Source organism: Moraxella canis (assembly GCF_002014965.1).
Classification (GTDB): domain Bacteria; phylum Pseudomonadota; class Gammaproteobacteria; order Pseudomonadales; family Moraxellaceae; genus Moraxella; species Moraxella canis.
In genome coordinates, this window is sequence record NZ_MUXT01000001.1 from 275,637 (window position 1) to 290,060 (window position 14,424).

Consider the following 14,424-nt stretch of genomic DNA (forward strand, 5'->3'; position numbering starts at 1 on the left):
TTCCATCGCAGATACGATCAAGCAATATTATTGTGCACAATCATAATAAATATCCTTAAATTTTTTGTCAAGTTTAAAAATATATTAATTTTATATTTATATGAAAAACTTAGCCCAATTTGATATAATGAGGTTTTTATAGCCAACTTTGAGTTTTTATGAATAAAAAAGCAAAACTACAAGACATCAAAGCCCTGCGTGGCATTGGTCATCAGCTGAGCCCGATTGTGACGATCGGTGGTCATGGCATCACACCAAATCTGGTCGAGGAAGTGTCGCGTGCGCTTCATGACCATGAATTGATTAAGATCAAAATCCCTGCTGGCACAGCCGATGAACGCAAAGATTGTGCGGCTGCCATCGCGGAGGCGACCGAGTCTGAGGTCATCCACCACATTGGGCGTATGGTACTACTTCTGCGCGCCAATTCTGAGCCAAATCCTAAGCTGTCCAATTTGGCGCGATTCGGATTTTAATCGATTTGATGAGCTGCAACACATTACATCAGGCTATGGAGGCTGTCGTGCAGCTTTCGCCTGATGATTTTTTTGTGTATGAATTACTGCCTGTCACTGATAGCAGCATCTGTGATCATGATGCCATTTATTCAAGCAAAGCCTTCACTTCGCCCAAGATATACGCTCACATTGCTCAGGATCGCGATGGTATTAAAATCAGTTTTTTTATTGAGAAAACCACGCACACCCAAGAGATTTTTGATAAACACATCAAAAGTACTTCAATGCAGCGAGCTGATTATTTGTGGTTGTCTGATTGTTTTGAGTGTTTCTTAGCAAACAAAGAGTCTGCAGAATATATCGAAATCAATTTTGCTCCCGATGGGCGTTATAACATCTACCGATTTGACAGCTACCGTACGCCCGATCAGATGCCTCCTATCTTAGACACTGGGCACGCTCTATTCATGCGCCAAATAACTGCACTGGATGATGGTTATGTTTTGGCATTTCATATTCATCATCACACTCAGGCGCTTAGATTGAGTCAATATCAATTTAATTTAACTGCCATTTTATATCCAACCATCCACTCAACGCCCTTGGCTATTTATTATGCCGTTAAGCACGCGAGCCCGCCTGATTTTCATGACCGAACATATTGGTTGTAAACGCATCCCTCTTAGCTATTATTACCCATATTTAATGATTGCTATTTTAAGCTTTACCTGCCTATCCATAAAATCATTTTAAAATAAAAAATATATGCTATGATAAGCATATCTTAGCGATCATTTAGGATGAATTATGAAAAAGGTACTTAAAAAGACAGCTTTTTTGTTGGCTCTCGCGCCACTTGCCATCACATACAGCCATGCTAATCCATCAGACAACCAAAGCAAAATCGCCATCGCCAAAAAAGTCGTCAGTAATTTAGAGCAGCGAATTCCAACCATCTTAAGTCACGCCGATAACGATTTTTCCACCATCGCCAACTACGCCGAATTCGTTGCCGAAAGGGATAACTATATTTCATGCGCGCCTTGGGATTGGATCGGCGGTCAAGATTATGTCCAAAGCCGCATTAATCGTTCGGCAAATTACACCCTGCTAAAAAACGGTCAGGTAAGAGCACGGTTTAATGTGGGTATACAGGGCGGTAAACCAGTAGAAATTGTTGATTTTGCATTTATCAAACTAAATGGTCGTTATGTCATTTCCGATATCATTGTGGATGACACATCATTCATTCAAGCAACGATCGAGTGCTTACAAGAGTCTGATTATATTTAATTCACTCAGACGATTTAAACTCTTTTAAACAAAAAAAAACTAAGCCCAGTTTAACTTAACTGGGCTTTTATCATGTCCAAACGTACAGTTTACTGTTCGTTCAAAGCAAGCATAATACCTGTATTTGCAGACGCATCATTATAACGAGCATCACGCCATACGCTGTAGCCATTGTGTTGGCTATATGGGCTAAATTTTGGCTGACGGAAATCTGATACCCACTGGCTGCCGTCATAAATTTGGATATGACCATGCGGATTTTTTGAAGTGCGGTTGAAAACAGCAATATCACCAACTTGTGGGACATAATTGTCATTGCTGATTTTCACAAAGCCTGCGCTTGCCAATGTACCGTTTGCATATTGATAAGCAGATGGCTGCGGTGTGAATTCATAACCTGCTGACTGAAGCGCACGGCGCACATAGAGTGCACAGCGACCAATCGAACGACCCAGTGCAGCACGCGATGCCGCCGCTGCAGCGACACTTGGAGCGCTGCTGGCTGTCAAGCGATCAACCGCCGAAACTGGCGACTGAAAATTGGCGCTAAAGTTTTGGATAGTGGTTGTACTGGTGGGCTGATGATAAGTACGAACTTGAGCGTTTTGACTGCTTGCTATCAAGCCATTAATGACGCTGTCAATATCGTCTGGAATACTAGCCACATAAGGGGTTTGGGTAGAGCTATTTGAATACGCACTTTGTGCTGCACTTGATTGTGCAACGGTCAGACCGACGGCTGACAGCAGCCAAAATACTCGTTTCATTTAGATTCCTCACACCTCAAAAGCTTGCTTTGGCATTGCTATCACAGACAGCGCTCATCCTATGGGTTGGTTGGTGGATGATTAGCCCCATTGCATCACTTCATCGGCGTACATTTGATTGGTTTTGATTAAAGCTTGTGGCACACAGCGCACATCCTTGGTGCACTAGAAAAATGGTAATCTCGATAAGGCTGAAATTACCATTTTCTCAAAAGGCGTGATACACTTGCTCTGCGGACACCATGTCCATAGATCTTTTTATCATTTTAGGTGAGCCATGTCTGATCATACAAAAACCACGCCAATCAATGATTTGGTCGCCAAAGTTCGCAAACCCAATCATCTTGCAAGCCGTGTCGAAAAACAAGCGGCTGCCGGCGCTGCTATTCCAAAACATTTGTTGTATCGATATCATCATCTACAACACCACACACAGCTCGTTCGTCAAGCATGGGCAGGTGTATTGCCCAACGACATACTTTTGACCTGTCAAGTGGTTAATGTCTCGCCGGTGGAGATAACTCTAGCAATGAGCTCGCCAACCGCTGCCAATCACGCACGATATATGATGGAAAATTGTGTTCAAGCTTTACGTGCTTATGATCAGCGTTTTTGCCAGTTACAATCAATCAAGCTGATCATCTCATCAAAGACAACTTCGCCAAAATCGGTGCAATCAGACGCTCGCCCAGATGATTCAAAAAAGATCCTAAGCGAAAACACAAGGCAAATGATAACACAGACAGCACAATTTGTCACACAAAATGAACGGCTAAATCAAGCTTTAACGCAGCTTGCAAGCTCAAATAAAGATCAAAAAAAATAATTTTATTAATTAAATTTAAACAGTTTATCTGAGTAAATTGTGTATGAACTCAGGGCGTGATTCGTAATGAAACACTTATTTTTGTAATTTTTTGTAATTTTAAATGAAGCACTTTAGTCGGATGGCAGGTTTTAAGCGATATAATTTTGGTGACGCATGATAATTTAGACTGATATTGATTCGCCACTATTATCAATCCCATCATAAGCTTTATTTTCCCACCCCAAAAAAAATGCACCCAATCAGTCGTTTTTGATTGGGTACAATGACAAGAATAAAATCGACACTATGCAAAAACTAAAATATGTCTGTCACCTTACAAATACTTTGCCAAAAAATTAAATGCTTTAGTTTTTGCTCATTAACTTACACTTTAGCTAAACAGCCTCGACATAATCAATCGGGCAAGATTCTTTGTCATAAAATGTTACAATTTTATAGCAACTTTTATCTGCTAGTACCGCTCGGATGAGCGCATTGTTGAGTGCGTGCCCCGATTTATAAGCAGAAAACTTGGCAAGCAAAGGATGCCCGATCACAAACAAATCACCCACAGCATCTAGCATTTTATGGCGCACAAACTCATTGGGATAACGCAAGCCATCTTGATTGACCACAGAATCTTCATCAAGTACGACAGCATTATCTAAGCTGCCGCCCAGTGCCAAATTATTTTTTTGAAGATATTCGATGTCCTTTAAAAATCCAAAAGTACGTGCCTGCCCCACTTCTAGTGCAAAATTTGCGGTATTAAAATCAAGCTGTGTCGTCTGCTCGGTAGCAGCAATGGCAGCATGATTAAAATCAATCTCAAAATCCATCAAAAAGCCGTCATCATAAGGCTCAAGGCGCGCCCATTTGTCGCCATCAGTCACTTCAATCGGTGAGATGATTTTAATGAATTTTTTTAGCTGATCTTGCTCGACGATGCCTGCTTGATCAATCAAATACAAAAAAGGCGCCGCTGAACCATCCATGATCGGAATCTCTGGCGCATCCACTTGAATGATTAAATTATCCAGCCCATAAGCTGCAATGGCTGACAACAAATGCTCAACTGTACCAATTCTGGCATCGCCCAAAACCAGATTAGATGACATCATGGTATCTTGTACAAGCTCAGCTGCCATCGGAACCGATGCGCCCAAATCGGTGCGCTCAAAGACAATGCCTGTATCAGGCTCGGCTGGCGCCAAAGTGAGCGTCACTTTTTTGCCGCTGTGTAGTCCGATGCCAGTTGCTGTGATCGCTTTGGCTACCGTTCTTTGGTAGAGTTTTGTCATAATTATTCTCGTTATAAATTTTCAGTCAAAACTGACAAAAAGTATTTCAAAATGTGTCATGGTAGTTTAACATTATGCACGTTTTTTGTCATCTGTTGTCATGAGTGGATTCTCAATCATTCTGTTTAATTTATCTGATGATTTGTAAGCTGTGTCAAATTTTAGTGATGACAGATAAAACAAAAGTAGCAAAGATTCAAACTTAAAACCATTCAAATAAAAAAGCAGTGCTCAAAAGAACACTGCTTATCATAGGGCGATCTATCAGGCGGTGACACGCGTTTGATATTCACCCGTGCGCGTATCTACACGCACCACTTCATTTTGTTGTACAAACAAAGGTACACGCACCGTCGCCCCTGTTTCAAGGCGTGCTGGCTTGCCGCCGCCGCCTGAAGTATCGCCGCGAACGCCTGGATCGGTTTCAACGATTTCAAGCTCAACAAAGTTTGGTGGTGTAACCGACAGTGGCGCACCATTAAACAGCGTCAAAGTGCACAAAGCATTTGAATTTTCTTTAAGCCACTGTGCAGCATCGCCCATTGCAGTTTTGTCTGCTTGTAGCTGATCAAAAGTCTCAGGATGCATAAAATGCCAAAATTCGCCATCGTTATACAGATAGTTCATTTCCACATCCATCACATCAGCACCTTCAAGCGAATCGCCTGATTTAAAGGTCTGCTCAAGCACTTTGCCTGTGCGTAGGTTGCGCAGCTTAACGCGGTTGAAAGCTTGACCTTTACCTGGTTTTACATATTCATTTTCAAGGATGGAACATGGGTTACCATCCAACATCACCTTCAAACCTGCTTTAAAGTCGTTTGTAGAAAAACTTGCCATTATTTACCTGCCAGTTGTCAATCGGAGCATCGCTCAGTTAAAATTCAAATCGTTATTTAAAAAATGCGCTATAATGCGGCGCAACACTTCATTATATAAAGTTTTAGTAATTTTTGTCAAAACAAAACCATGATTTCTACAAAAAAAATTTATCACTCCGCATTATCTGATGACTTTCAAGATTGGCAAGCTGAGCTATCAGGCGCGGTCAGCGATCTAGACACTTTATTTGCCTTGCTTGATTTGCCAAAACAAGCTCAGGTACACACCCCCAAGCAATTTGGCTTACGAGTGCCACACGCCTTTATCAAAAAAATGAAAAAAGGCGATATCAATGACCCGCTACTTCGCCAAGTCCTACCCGATACCAAAGAAACGTGGACGATCGGTGGCTACAGCACCGACCCTTTGGATGAAAATAATCATAATCCCATCAAGGGCTTATTGCATAAATATCAATCTCGTGTGCTGCTGACCGTCACCGGTGCGTGTGCGGTGCACTGCCGCTATTGTTTTCGTCAGCATTTTGATTATCATGCCAATCAGCCAAGCACGCACGAGATGGATGCGGTCATGGATTACATCACCAAGCATACAGAAGTTGATGAAGTGATTTTAAGTGGTGGCGATCCGCTGAGCCTAAGCAACAAGCGACTTAAGCTTTGGCTAGATAAGATTGCCGATATCGCTCACATTCGCACGGTGCGACTTCACACTCGCCTGCCGGTGGTGCTGCCCAATCGTGTGGATGATGAGCTGATTACGCTGATCCGCCACTATCAAAAAAATATCGTGATCGTGCTCCACATCAATCATCCCAATGAAATTGACGATTATCTGATCGCCAAAACAAAACAGCTCAAAGATGCCGGCGCAACTTTATTAAATCAAAGCGTGCTACTTGCCGACATCAATGATGACATTCATACTTTGAGTAAGCTTAGCCAAGATCTGTTTGGTGCCGGGATTTTGCCCTATTACCTGCACATCCTTGATAAGGTGCAAGGTGCGGCACACTTTGACATCGCTATTAGTGACGCCATTCGGCTATATTGGCAGCTGCTTGAAGTCTTGCCGGGTTATTTGGTGCCTAAATTGGTTCAGGAGCTGCCAAACCGCCCATTTAAGACACCGATTGATATTTATCAGCATTCAAATGAGAAAAATTAAATTAATGATAAAAAATGCTTGCAATCTACAAAAAATTTGGTAAAATAGCGTCCTATTACACAGGCGTATAGCTCAGTTGGTTAGAGCACCACCTTGACATGGTGGGGGTCGATGGTTCGAGTCCGTTTACGCCTACCAAACATGAGTTTAAGGGTGTCCATTTCAGTGCGACACCCTTTTATTTTCAATGCTTTAAGCCTTTTTTCTTGTCCTATATGGTATCATTCAATCCCTTTAAATCCAATTAATTTGTTGGTATCATAAAAACCGATACCAACAAGGGGTAAAAAAATGCTCACCGATACCCAAATCAAAATAAAAACCTAAAAAATGGGGAAAGTAGGGGAAAGTTAGCCCAGCACCTTTTAAAATCCGCTACACCGCTACATTTTGACAGGCTGATTTGTGGACTAGATCGCTTTTATATCGACAAAATCTAATTAGACAACAACAATCTAACGCCATCTAATGCTTGGGCAGATCCAGCCACTTTGATAAACCTTGTTATGCTTGATAAAAGCCCTTATAATGTAACTACAAATAATCATTACTTAGGGGATCATCATGCCAACCATACACACCAAGCCGATCATGGCGGGTAATTCTCAAGCGGTAAGATTGCCCAAAGAGTTTGCCTATCCTGCCAACACCCCATTAATTCTTAGCAAAGAAAATGGCGTAATCACTATTAGACCCGTCACCACCTTAGATGAAGTGCCACAGATTTTTAAAGCCTTGGGCGATAAGATGAGTGATGAATTTGAGCGCATGGAGTTAGATGATGTGGGGCGTGACTGGTGAAATATCTGCTTGATACCAATATTTGTATTTATCTTTTAAAACACCAGCCAAAAAGCGTGCTAGATCGTTTTGCCAGTTGTCATGTGGGCGAAGTTGGTATGAGTGCGATCACATGGGCAGAATTATTAAGGGGCTTGGATAAATACGAGCCTAAAGCAGAGTTTGAGCGTTTGCGTGGCTTACTTCAGGTGTTGCCGTTTGATGAAAAATCTGCCGTATGTTTTGGTGAATATATGAAAACCGCCAACCATAAAGCCAGTTTTGATACGCTGATTGCTTGCCATGCCAAAGCTCACCAATTAACCCTAGTCACCAACAATACCAAAGATTTTGAGCGGTATGGGGTGAGATTGGAGAATTGGGCGCAGGCGTGATTAAGACTTAATGTTAAAAAAATCCAATTTTCTTAACATTCAATCGGTGCAATGTTAAATGATTTAACATAGGTATGGTATAATGTTAAAAAAATCCAATTTTCTTAACATGGGCTAGAACAATGACCTTTGACGCAGAAAAACCATTTAATGATCTGCCACGCCTGCCACCTGCCAAAGATATAGAAACACGCACCATCTTAAAAATGTGCGTCGAAGCACGGGCAAGCCTAGCAGGACTAAAACAAGCAGGTGAACTAATCCCAAACCAAACCATGCTAATCAATGCCATTCCCATGCTAGAAGCCAAAGGCAGTAGTGAAATAGAAAACATTGTTACTACCACGGATAAGCTATTTCAGCACGCATTTGATGACGATCATGCAGATAATGCCACCAAAGAAGCGTTAAGATACCGAACAGCGCTTTATGATGGCATACAAGCAATTAAGGATAGACCCTTGTCAAGTCAAACCGCCTTACAAATCTGCCAAACAATTAAAGGCGTATCGCTTGGCGTAAGAAAAACCACAGGCACAAAGCTACAAAATAGCCTAGGACAAACCATTTACACGCCACCAGATGATCCCATAGCCATTAATGAACTTTTAGCGAATTGGGATAATTTCTTACACACTGATGATGATTTAGATCCATTGGTTAAAATGGCAATCGCTCATTATCAATTTGAAGCCATTCATCCATTTTTTGATGGAAATGGACGCACAGGGCGGATTATCAATATTTTATATTTGATAGATAAAGGGTTATTAGATCTTCCGATATTGTATCTTAGTCGCTATATCATTAACCATAAAGCGGGCTATTATGATGCGCTTTTAACTGTCACTACAAAAGGCGATTGGGAAACATGGCTAGTATATATGCTAAATGCCATCAAAGATACCAGCGATTGGACAACCGCCAAGATATTAAGCATTAAGCAACTACACCAAGATACAGGCGAAACCATCAAGGCGGAAGCGCCAAAGATTTATAGCCGTGATTTATTGGATGCTATCTTTGAAATGCCGTATTGCCGTATTGCTAATTTGGTTCAAAAAGGACTTGGCGCACGCCAAACGGTGAGTAATTATTTAAAAAAGTTATGTGATATTGGTGTGCTTGAGATGGTGACGGTTGGTAATGAAAAGATTTTTATCAATCCTAAATTAATGGATCTATTAAAAACATAAAACAGTTTTAGCAGGCTAGGAAGTCATGAGCCGAACAGCGGTTATTTTTGCACCTTAGACCGCCACGCCTGCTATCTTTTATTTGGCAGGGCATGAATAAGGTATGAGAGATGGGACTTTTGGATAAAATCAAAAAGCCATTAGATGATTATATTACAGTCGGACACTTTATTAAAAAATTGTCAGAAACAAATAATTTTCCAGTTTATGATGTTATCTCCTACCTTAATCATTATGATTTTGTGGGGAAAATAAGTACAAGCAGAGTGTATCTTTAGTGATTTTGTTTGGACTTCACCAACACTAACTGAGCCTAGGCATTATTTGACTGCCACGCCGTACGCCAACACCTCAACGCCCCCTTCCACCTCGGTCATCTCAAATCTTAAACCGTATAATGCCCGGCAGCCGGCATCATCCGCCTGACGCTTAGCACGCACCACTGCTTCTCGGCGAGCACGATCAAGCAGCGTCTCATAGACGGTTAAATTTTTGCCAAATAAGCTTAAAATCGACGCCGCGACGCTTTTGAACTGATCTTGAGCGATTACCACACTACCAACCACTAAGGCTGACTCATTGACGCCTTCGGGCTCATAAAACCGCTCACTAGAGACTTGAATGTGCTGATATTTGTGTTCATCTGCCGTTAGGCTTTCTAGATGGCGACGCTCGGCACGCGTGCCAAAATACCAACCAACCGCAATCAAAACAAGTCCAATAATCCAATCAAGGCGCTGCATCAAAAACTCTTCAAGGCTCATAAGCACTCACCCTGCCGGCAACTCATCTGAGCTTTGCCCAAAAGGATTAAACTTCTTTTGTACCTTGACCGCCGTACCATAAACAAAAAGCTCTGATGCACCCGCTGCGATATTTGATGTCGAAAAACGAATACCAACGATCGCATCAGCGCCCAACGCTTGGGCTTTGGCAATCATACGACTCATCGCTTCTTGGCGCGCCTCTTCAAGAAGCTCTGTGTAAGCGGTCAATTCTCCGCCAACGATGTTTTTTAGTCCCGCCAAAAAATCCTTACCCACATGCTTACTGCGCACGGTACTGCCATAAACCACATCAAGCCTTTCGGTGATGATGTAGTTGGGCAAGTGTTCTAAATTTGATAATTGCATGACCATTCTCTTTTTGGTTTAGTGTCATTATAGTAATTTAATCATCCTAAGATAAAACAGGGCGAAGACACTCGCCTCCACCCCGCCTAACTTTTTAATCACACTCAATCATCGGTGTGAAAAAGTAAAAACAGCTCAGTGATATTATCTTCAAGCGTATTTGCCATCTGCGCCAAGGTTTCATCATCGCGCATCTCATCCATCTCTTCATCAATGCCTGATAATAGCACCATCGGCAAAGTTAGCATTGCCACATCTTCTTCGGTGTTTTCATCATCAAACCAATCCACATTTTCATCTGAATACATGGCATCAACAAAACCGATTGCCCATGCTGCTAAGTCGCCATCTTCGCTAAAATCTTCGGCTTCTTCGCTAGCATCAAAAGGCAATTCGATGGGCTGCTCTGCTTTTAGGGTGTCGATCAGCTCTTGCTGCCAAGCCTTTAAAGCATCTTTCACCTCAGCGGGGACTTGGGCATCGGCACCCTCAAAAAACGCCGATATCCAATTAGGCAGTGGCTTACCCACCACAGTCGCTGTCAAAAATCCATGGGCGGCAATTGGATCTAAGCCCATTTCGTTGGCAGGAGATTCTAAATACTCAAACAATTCTTGTTTATTCATAACAGACTCATTACTTTTGTGGGTCAAATGTTAGCTATGCCCAAAGATCACCATGACAGCTTAATTCAATATCCAAAAGCGATCTTCAGACTTTAAAAATCATCATCCAGATCATCAAACTCATCATCCAGATCATCAAATTCAGCAAAATCATCGCCATCTTCTAAGGCGCGCTTTAGCTTATTTAAACGCTGCTCTTCAAGCAAAGCATCGATTTTTAGGCGTTTTTCAAGGGGTTTTGCCTTGCCTTCATCGACAAGGATGGCATCAGCATCTTCGTCAAAATTATCATCATCAAAATCATCATTAATATTACTCATAATGACTCCTTGTGCGTTGAAATTTGCAGTTGACCTGACTTTTTGCTAAAAATCAGGTCTTTACTGTAGCCTTATAAAGCCAATTGAATATTTTGTCAAGCATTATCATCACCAAGAAGCGCTTTATCTCGTGCAATTTTCAATCGATCAGCGGTGGCACTAGTCATACCAACGACTTCGCGACCATCTCGTTCATGCACCGTGCTTGGATGCGTGATGGCAGCCAAAGTCATATACATGGCGGCTTGATTGCGACCAGCTTCCCCAAAGATGATCAGTGATTTTTCTTTTCGCATGGTCAAGATGGATTTGGCAACATCTGACAGCTCTGAATCACTGGTGACGGTCTTGATAGGCAAGGCAAAGCGTTTTAGCTCACGATGCTTTTGATACACCACTTCATTGACCATTAATAGTAGCTGAGAAAGTAGCGCTGCCGCTGCCGCTGTTTTGGCATGATCATCGATGGCATAGAGCGTAACCGATGCCCCTTGATCGGTAAATGAGTTTTGATCGGTCATTGCCACGCCTGCAAATAAAGGCAGCTCAAGCAGCGCATGACACGCTCTTTCAAACAACTGATCACACAAAGCAAAGTAAGCCTCTTTGGACTCAATGCTAACCGCCGTCAATAAATTGTGCGGATCTTGGAACTTAACTTGAACCGTATAAGCAGCAGCAAGCTCAAGCTCAGTATGATCTGAGTCATGATGATTTTCGGTTGATGCCTGCACCTCTTCATCAGGCGCTGCCTCGCTATCTTCGGCTGCTTGGGTGTGTGCAGCAGGCGCGGTGGTGACTTGCTCGGTCAAAATCCCTTTAGATAATAGCTCGGTGCGCACATCTTTAGCAATTTGAGCTTTAAGGTCCTCAGTTGGGCGCGCCACATAGCCATAAATCAGCCACAATATGATATGTAGCCCAATCACGCTCAATAAAAACACCCAATTGCCTGATAAAATCTCTGCACGGCTCACCGTCTTGGCTTGTACGACCACTTTACCAAGCACCTGATCTCCTGATGTCACCACTTCTTCGGCGCGATAGCCTTCCGCCGACTCTCCAAGCGGTACCAACACTCCGCCTTGACTGTCATAAATCCCCACATAAGCGATCATGGGCTCATCAACATAAGGCTCTGCAATGACACTCATACTCACACGATCATAAGCCGCCAGCGGTGCTGCGATTTCTTGACTTAGCAACATGACACTGCGCTCAACCGCCTGTTGATTTTGTGCGCTGATCCCTCGCTCGGCACTGATTACAAAAAATAATAAATGCAAAACCAAGCTCGCCAAAACGATTGCCGCAAAAATACCCTGTCTGGGTGCTAAGTATGTCATGAGAATTGCCAAATCATAAAAATTAAATCTTATTATTATAGCATTAATTATTTCAATAGCTATGGGCTAGACAGGATTTTATCCGCTTAACAGTAAAAATTTGGGCGACATGATCCAGACTGCCTGAGTATTTTTTAAAACTAAGTATTTTTTGAAAATTTAAATGAGTTTGATTGATCAAACCCCTCTTACACCGACAAAATCCGCTTTAAGTCTTTTAAAATGCTTGATTAACTGCTAATATGGTAAAATTCCATTCAATAATAACAATCGCCTCAAAGGTTTGATATGTCTTTTACCTATGCTCTACCCAAAAATAGCCAAGCATGGCAAACTGCCCTAAATACCGTTGCTCATCATTTGCCAAGCGAAGTGGTGGGTGAGGATTTTACCGCTAATGATATCGCCGCCAAGCTATCAAAGCTGCCTTTATTTGCCATCATCGTCATCACGCCGGCAGATCAAAATGCTGATATTGATACATTGATGCAAGCTTGGGTGGATACTCAAGCCAATTGGCAACTGGCAGTGGTTCAAGATGATGAAATCGCCAAAGCTCACGCACACCTGATCACTACCGACACCCCATTAACCAAAGTCGATATCCATCGCTATCTGCTGACGCCCAAGCATGATATGGGTCAGATCAGTAAAACAGCGGCGGCGCATATCATCGATGACCAAATCACCAGCCATTTATCAAGCGCGATTACTGCCGATGTTCATATCTTGTCAGCAGATAAGATGCTCACGCGCCATCGCTTGGCGTGTTTTGATATGGATTCAACGCTGATCGAAGAAGAAGTCATTGTTGAATTGGCAAAGTTTTGCGGTGTCGAAGAGCAGGTTTCTGCCATTACCGAGCAAGCCATGCGCGGTGAAATTGATTTTGCCACAAGCTTTGCGCGCCGTGTATCTTTGCTAGAAGATGCACCAATCAGCATTATCGATGAGATCATAGCCAAGCACATCCGCATCCAACCAGGCGCCCAAGCCACCATCCGCGCGCTCAAAGCCATCGGCTATCACACAGTGCTCGTTTCGGGGGGATTTGAGCCATTTGCTCGATATGTCAGCCAGACTTTGGGCATGGATGAATACTATGCCAATCCCTTACTTGATGATGGCAGCCGCTTGACAGGCATGGTTGATGATAATATTTTAGATGGCAACCAAAAAGCTGCCATCGCTCAAAAAGTAGCTGAACGCTTGGGCTTGCCGATGCAGCAAGTCATCTGTATCGGCGATGGCGCCAATGATTTGCCCATGATGGCGTTAAGCGATCTTGGCATTGCCTATCATGCCAAGCCCATCGTACAAGCCAAGGCATCAGCTGCCGTCAATATCACAGGACTTGAGGGTGTGATTTATGCCCTAGGTCACCGTTTGGATCTTAACGCTTAATTTACCCCACTCAGTTCAAGGATACGCCATGTTTACCCTTCCGATTATCAATGTCAAGACAGATCCATTAGACGCACTTTTGGCAGCGATCGGTCTGCGCTTACAAAATCTTGCCAAAACTCGTGATAACGATTCTTTTAATCATCTTGTCAAAGACAAATCCGTTTGCATTCAATTCACCGCGCCAGATGTTGAGCGTTATTATCGTTTTGAGAACGGTCATTTTGGGCAAACCATGGGTAAAGCACAGCATCCTGATTTGACGATTGATTTTAAAGATTCTATGACTGGCGCTAAGCTTTTGACCAAAGGCGATGTTGCCGCTTTGATGACCGCCATTCAAGATGGCGATGTCAAAGTCACTGGCGATTATAAATTGGTGCTTTGGTTTGCAGGTATCGCCAAACAAGCCGCCACCATTCCTGAAGAATATCGCGGCTATATTGAGCAGGCCAAGCCCTATGCCAAGACCGCCAAAGACTTTATCGGCAGTATCAAACAAAAAATCTCCAAATAATCTGCCTTGACAGATGCGGTTGCCATTTGGCAAATTTTTGGGTACAATCGTTTACTAAATTCAAGCGAGA

General features: G+C 42.7%; 18 protein-coding genes and 1 tRNA gene. 11 read left to right on the forward strand and 8 right to left on the reverse strand.

Going from position 1 to position 14,424, the window contains the following annotated elements:
* The first annotated feature begins 158 nt into the window (after window positions 1–158).
* From B0180_RS01215 to B0180_RS01225, 3 genes are all read left to right on the forward strand, one after another.
* Window positions 159–476 carry a YhbY family RNA-binding protein gene (locus B0180_RS01215; RefSeq protein WP_078255301.1) on the forward strand — a complete coding sequence of 106 codons (318 nt, stop codon included), beginning with the start codon at window positions 159–161 and terminating at the stop codon, window positions 474–476.
* A 47-nt stretch (window positions 477–523) separates the two neighbouring features.
* Complete coding sequence (locus tag B0180_RS01220) at window positions 524–1,129, forward strand: DOMON domain-containing protein (protein ID WP_233424888.1); 606 nt, start codon at window positions 524–526, stop codon at window positions 1,127–1,129.
* 136 nt (window positions 1,130–1,265) lie between these two features.
* Entirely contained in the window at window positions 1,266–1,751 is a 486-nt protein-coding gene (locus B0180_RS01225; protein ID WP_078255303.1) for a hypothetical protein, read from the forward strand.
* Between the two features lie 89 nt (window positions 1,752–1,840).
* Here the strand turns inward: B0180_RS01225 and B0180_RS01230 are convergent, their stop codons facing one another.
* Window positions 1,841–2,518, reverse strand: coding sequence for a CHAP domain-containing protein (locus B0180_RS01230; RefSeq protein ID WP_078255304.1), 678 nt, complete (start codon window positions 2,516–2,518; stop codon window positions 1,841–1,843).
* Window positions 2,519–2,795: 277 nt separating this feature from the next.
* Here B0180_RS01230 and B0180_RS01235 point away from each other — a divergent pair, with 277 nt between their 5' ends.
* Window positions 2,796–3,344 carry a DciA family protein gene (locus tag B0180_RS01235; protein ID WP_078255305.1) on the forward strand — a complete coding sequence of 183 codons (549 nt, stop codon included), beginning with the start codon at window positions 2,796–2,798 and terminating at the stop codon, window positions 3,342–3,344.
* A 377-nt stretch (window positions 3,345–3,721) separates the two neighbouring features.
* On the opposite strand, the gene lpxC is transcribed toward B0180_RS01235, so the two are convergent.
* Together lpxC and efp are read right to left on the reverse strand one after the other, a co-directional pair.
* Window positions 3,722–4,627, reverse strand: coding sequence for a UDP-3-O-acyl-N-acetylglucosamine deacetylase (lpxC, locus tag B0180_RS01240; protein ID WP_078255306.1), 906 nt, complete (start codon window positions 4,625–4,627; stop codon window positions 3,722–3,724).
* Window positions 4,628–4,891: 264 nt separating this feature from the next.
* Window positions 4,892–5,467 (reverse strand): elongation factor P, encoded by a 576-nt coding sequence (efp, locus tag B0180_RS01245; protein ID WP_049236523.1) that lies wholly within the window; start codon window positions 5,465–5,467, stop codon window positions 4,892–4,894.
* Between the two features lie 129 nt (window positions 5,468–5,596).
* Here efp and epmB point away from each other — a divergent pair, with 129 nt between their 5' ends.
* The 5 genes from epmB to fic all read left to right on the forward strand — a co-directional run bounded on the left by epmB (window position 5,597) and on the right by fic (window position 9,008).
* A complete protein-coding gene (gene epmB, locus B0180_RS01250; RefSeq protein ID WP_143821249.1) occupies window positions 5,597–6,637 on the forward strand; it encodes an EF-P beta-lysylation protein EpmB in 1,041 nt (346 codons plus the stop codon).
* Window positions 6,638–6,698: 61 nt separating this feature from the next.
* Window positions 6,699–6,775, forward strand: a tRNA-Val gene (locus B0180_RS01255).
* Window positions 6,776–7,201: 426 nt separating this feature from the next.
* Window positions 7,202–7,438 carry an antitoxin gene (locus B0180_RS01260; protein ID WP_078255307.1) on the forward strand — a complete coding sequence of 79 codons (237 nt, stop codon included), beginning with the start codon at window positions 7,202–7,204 and terminating at the stop codon, window positions 7,436–7,438.
* Window positions 7,435–7,812 carry a type II toxin-antitoxin system VapC family toxin gene (locus B0180_RS01265; RefSeq protein ID WP_078255308.1) on the forward strand — a complete coding sequence of 126 codons (378 nt, stop codon included), beginning with the start codon at window positions 7,435–7,437 and terminating at the stop codon, window positions 7,810–7,812. The genes B0180_RS01260 and B0180_RS01265 overlap by 4 nt, the downstream gene beginning before the upstream one ends.
* Before the next feature lie 122 nt (window positions 7,813–7,934).
* The gene (gene fic / locus B0180_RS01270) at window positions 7,935–9,008 is read left to right on the forward strand and encodes a protein adenylyltransferase Fic (protein ID WP_078255309.1); all 1,074 of its coding nucleotides are present in this window, start codon (window positions 7,935–7,937) and stop codon (window positions 9,006–9,008) included.
* A gap of 320 nt (window positions 9,009–9,328) precedes the next feature.
* Here fic and B0180_RS01275 read toward each other — a convergent pair whose 3' ends face one another.
* From B0180_RS01275 to B0180_RS01295, 5 genes are all read right to left on the reverse strand, one after another.
* Window positions 9,329–9,772: a YbjQ family protein gene (locus B0180_RS01275; RefSeq protein WP_414683245.1), complete on the reverse strand. Its 444-nt coding sequence runs from the start codon at window positions 9,770–9,772 to the stop codon at window positions 9,329–9,331.
* Between the two features lie 6 nt (window positions 9,773–9,778).
* On the reverse strand, window positions 9,779–10,141 hold the full coding sequence (locus B0180_RS01280) for a YbjQ family protein (RefSeq protein WP_078255310.1): 363 nt from the start codon (window positions 10,139–10,141) through the stop codon (window positions 9,779–9,781).
* Between the two features lie 104 nt (window positions 10,142–10,245).
* Complete coding sequence (locus tag B0180_RS01285; RefSeq protein WP_078255311.1) at window positions 10,246–10,767, reverse strand: UPF0149 family protein; 522 nt, start codon at window positions 10,765–10,767, stop codon at window positions 10,246–10,248.
* A 92-nt stretch (window positions 10,768–10,859) separates the two neighbouring features.
* On the reverse strand, window positions 10,860–11,087 hold the full coding sequence (locus B0180_RS01290) for a PA3496 family putative envelope integrity protein (RefSeq protein ID WP_078255312.1): 228 nt from the start codon (window positions 11,085–11,087) through the stop codon (window positions 10,860–10,862).
* Between the two features lie 95 nt (window positions 11,088–11,182).
* A complete protein-coding gene (locus tag B0180_RS01295; RefSeq protein ID WP_078255313.1) occupies window positions 11,183–12,433 on the reverse strand; it encodes a hypothetical protein in 1,251 nt (416 codons plus the stop codon).
* Between the two features lie 288 nt (window positions 12,434–12,721).
* Between B0180_RS01295 and serB the strand changes: the two genes are divergently transcribed.
* Entirely contained in the window at window positions 12,722–13,837 is a 1,116-nt protein-coding gene (serB, locus tag B0180_RS01300; RefSeq protein ID WP_078255314.1) for a phosphoserine phosphatase SerB, read from the forward strand.
* A gap of 28 nt (window positions 13,838–13,865) precedes the next feature.
* Complete coding sequence (locus B0180_RS01305) at window positions 13,866–14,354, forward strand: hypothetical protein (protein ID WP_078255315.1); 489 nt, start codon at window positions 13,866–13,868, stop codon at window positions 14,352–14,354.
* Window positions 14,355–14,424: the final 70 nt, after the last annotated feature.

Coding starts and splice junctions, on each gene's coding strand:
- epmB (WP_143821249.1), top strand. CDS start 5,597: ATGATTTCTACAAAAAAAATTTATCACTCCGCATTATCTGATGACTTT.
- B0180_RS01280 (WP_078255310.1), bottom strand. CDS start 10,141: ATGCAATTATCAAATTTAGAACACTTGCCCAACTACATCATCACCGAA.
- B0180_RS01295 (WP_078255313.1), bottom strand. CDS start 12,433: ATGACATACTTAGCACCCAGACAGGGTATTTTTGCGGCAATCGTTTTG.
- B0180_RS01230 (WP_078255304.1), bottom strand. CDS start 2,518: ATGAAACGAGTATTTTGGCTGCTGTCAGCCGTCGGTCTGACCGTTGCA.
- B0180_RS01260 (WP_078255307.1), top strand. CDS start 7,202: ATGCCAACCATACACACCAAGCCGATCATGGCGGGTAATTCTCAAGCG.
- lpxC (WP_078255306.1), bottom strand. CDS start 4,627: ATGACAAAACTCTACCAAAGAACGGTAGCCAAAGCGATCACAGCAACT.
- B0180_RS01275 (WP_414683245.1), bottom strand. CDS start 9,772: ATGAGCCTTGAAGAGTTTTTGATGCAGCGCCTTGATTGGATTATTGGA.
- fic (WP_078255309.1), top strand. CDS start 7,935: ATGACCTTTGACGCAGAAAAACCATTTAATGATCTGCCACGCCTGCCA.
- B0180_RS01235 (WP_078255305.1), top strand. CDS start 2,796: ATGTCTGATCATACAAAAACCACGCCAATCAATGATTTGGTCGCCAAA.
- B0180_RS01285 (WP_078255311.1), bottom strand. CDS start 10,767: ATGAATAAACAAGAATTGTTTGAGTATTTAGAATCTCCTGCCAACGAA.
- B0180_RS01290 (WP_078255312.1), bottom strand. CDS start 11,087: ATGAGTAATATTAATGATGATTTTGATGATGATAATTTTGACGAAGAT.
- B0180_RS01225 (WP_078255303.1), top strand. CDS start 1,266: ATGAAAAAGGTACTTAAAAAGACAGCTTTTTTGTTGGCTCTCGCGCCA.
- B0180_RS01305 (WP_078255315.1), top strand. CDS start 13,866: ATGTTTACCCTTCCGATTATCAATGTCAAGACAGATCCATTAGACGCA.
- serB (WP_078255314.1), top strand. CDS start 12,722: ATGTCTTTTACCTATGCTCTACCCAAAAATAGCCAAGCATGGCAAACT.
- efp (WP_049236523.1), bottom strand. CDS start 5,467: ATGGCAAGTTTTTCTACAAACGACTTTAAAGCAGGTTTGAAGGTGATG.
- B0180_RS01215 (WP_078255301.1), top strand. CDS start 159: ATGAATAAAAAAGCAAAACTACAAGACATCAAAGCCCTGCGTGGCATT.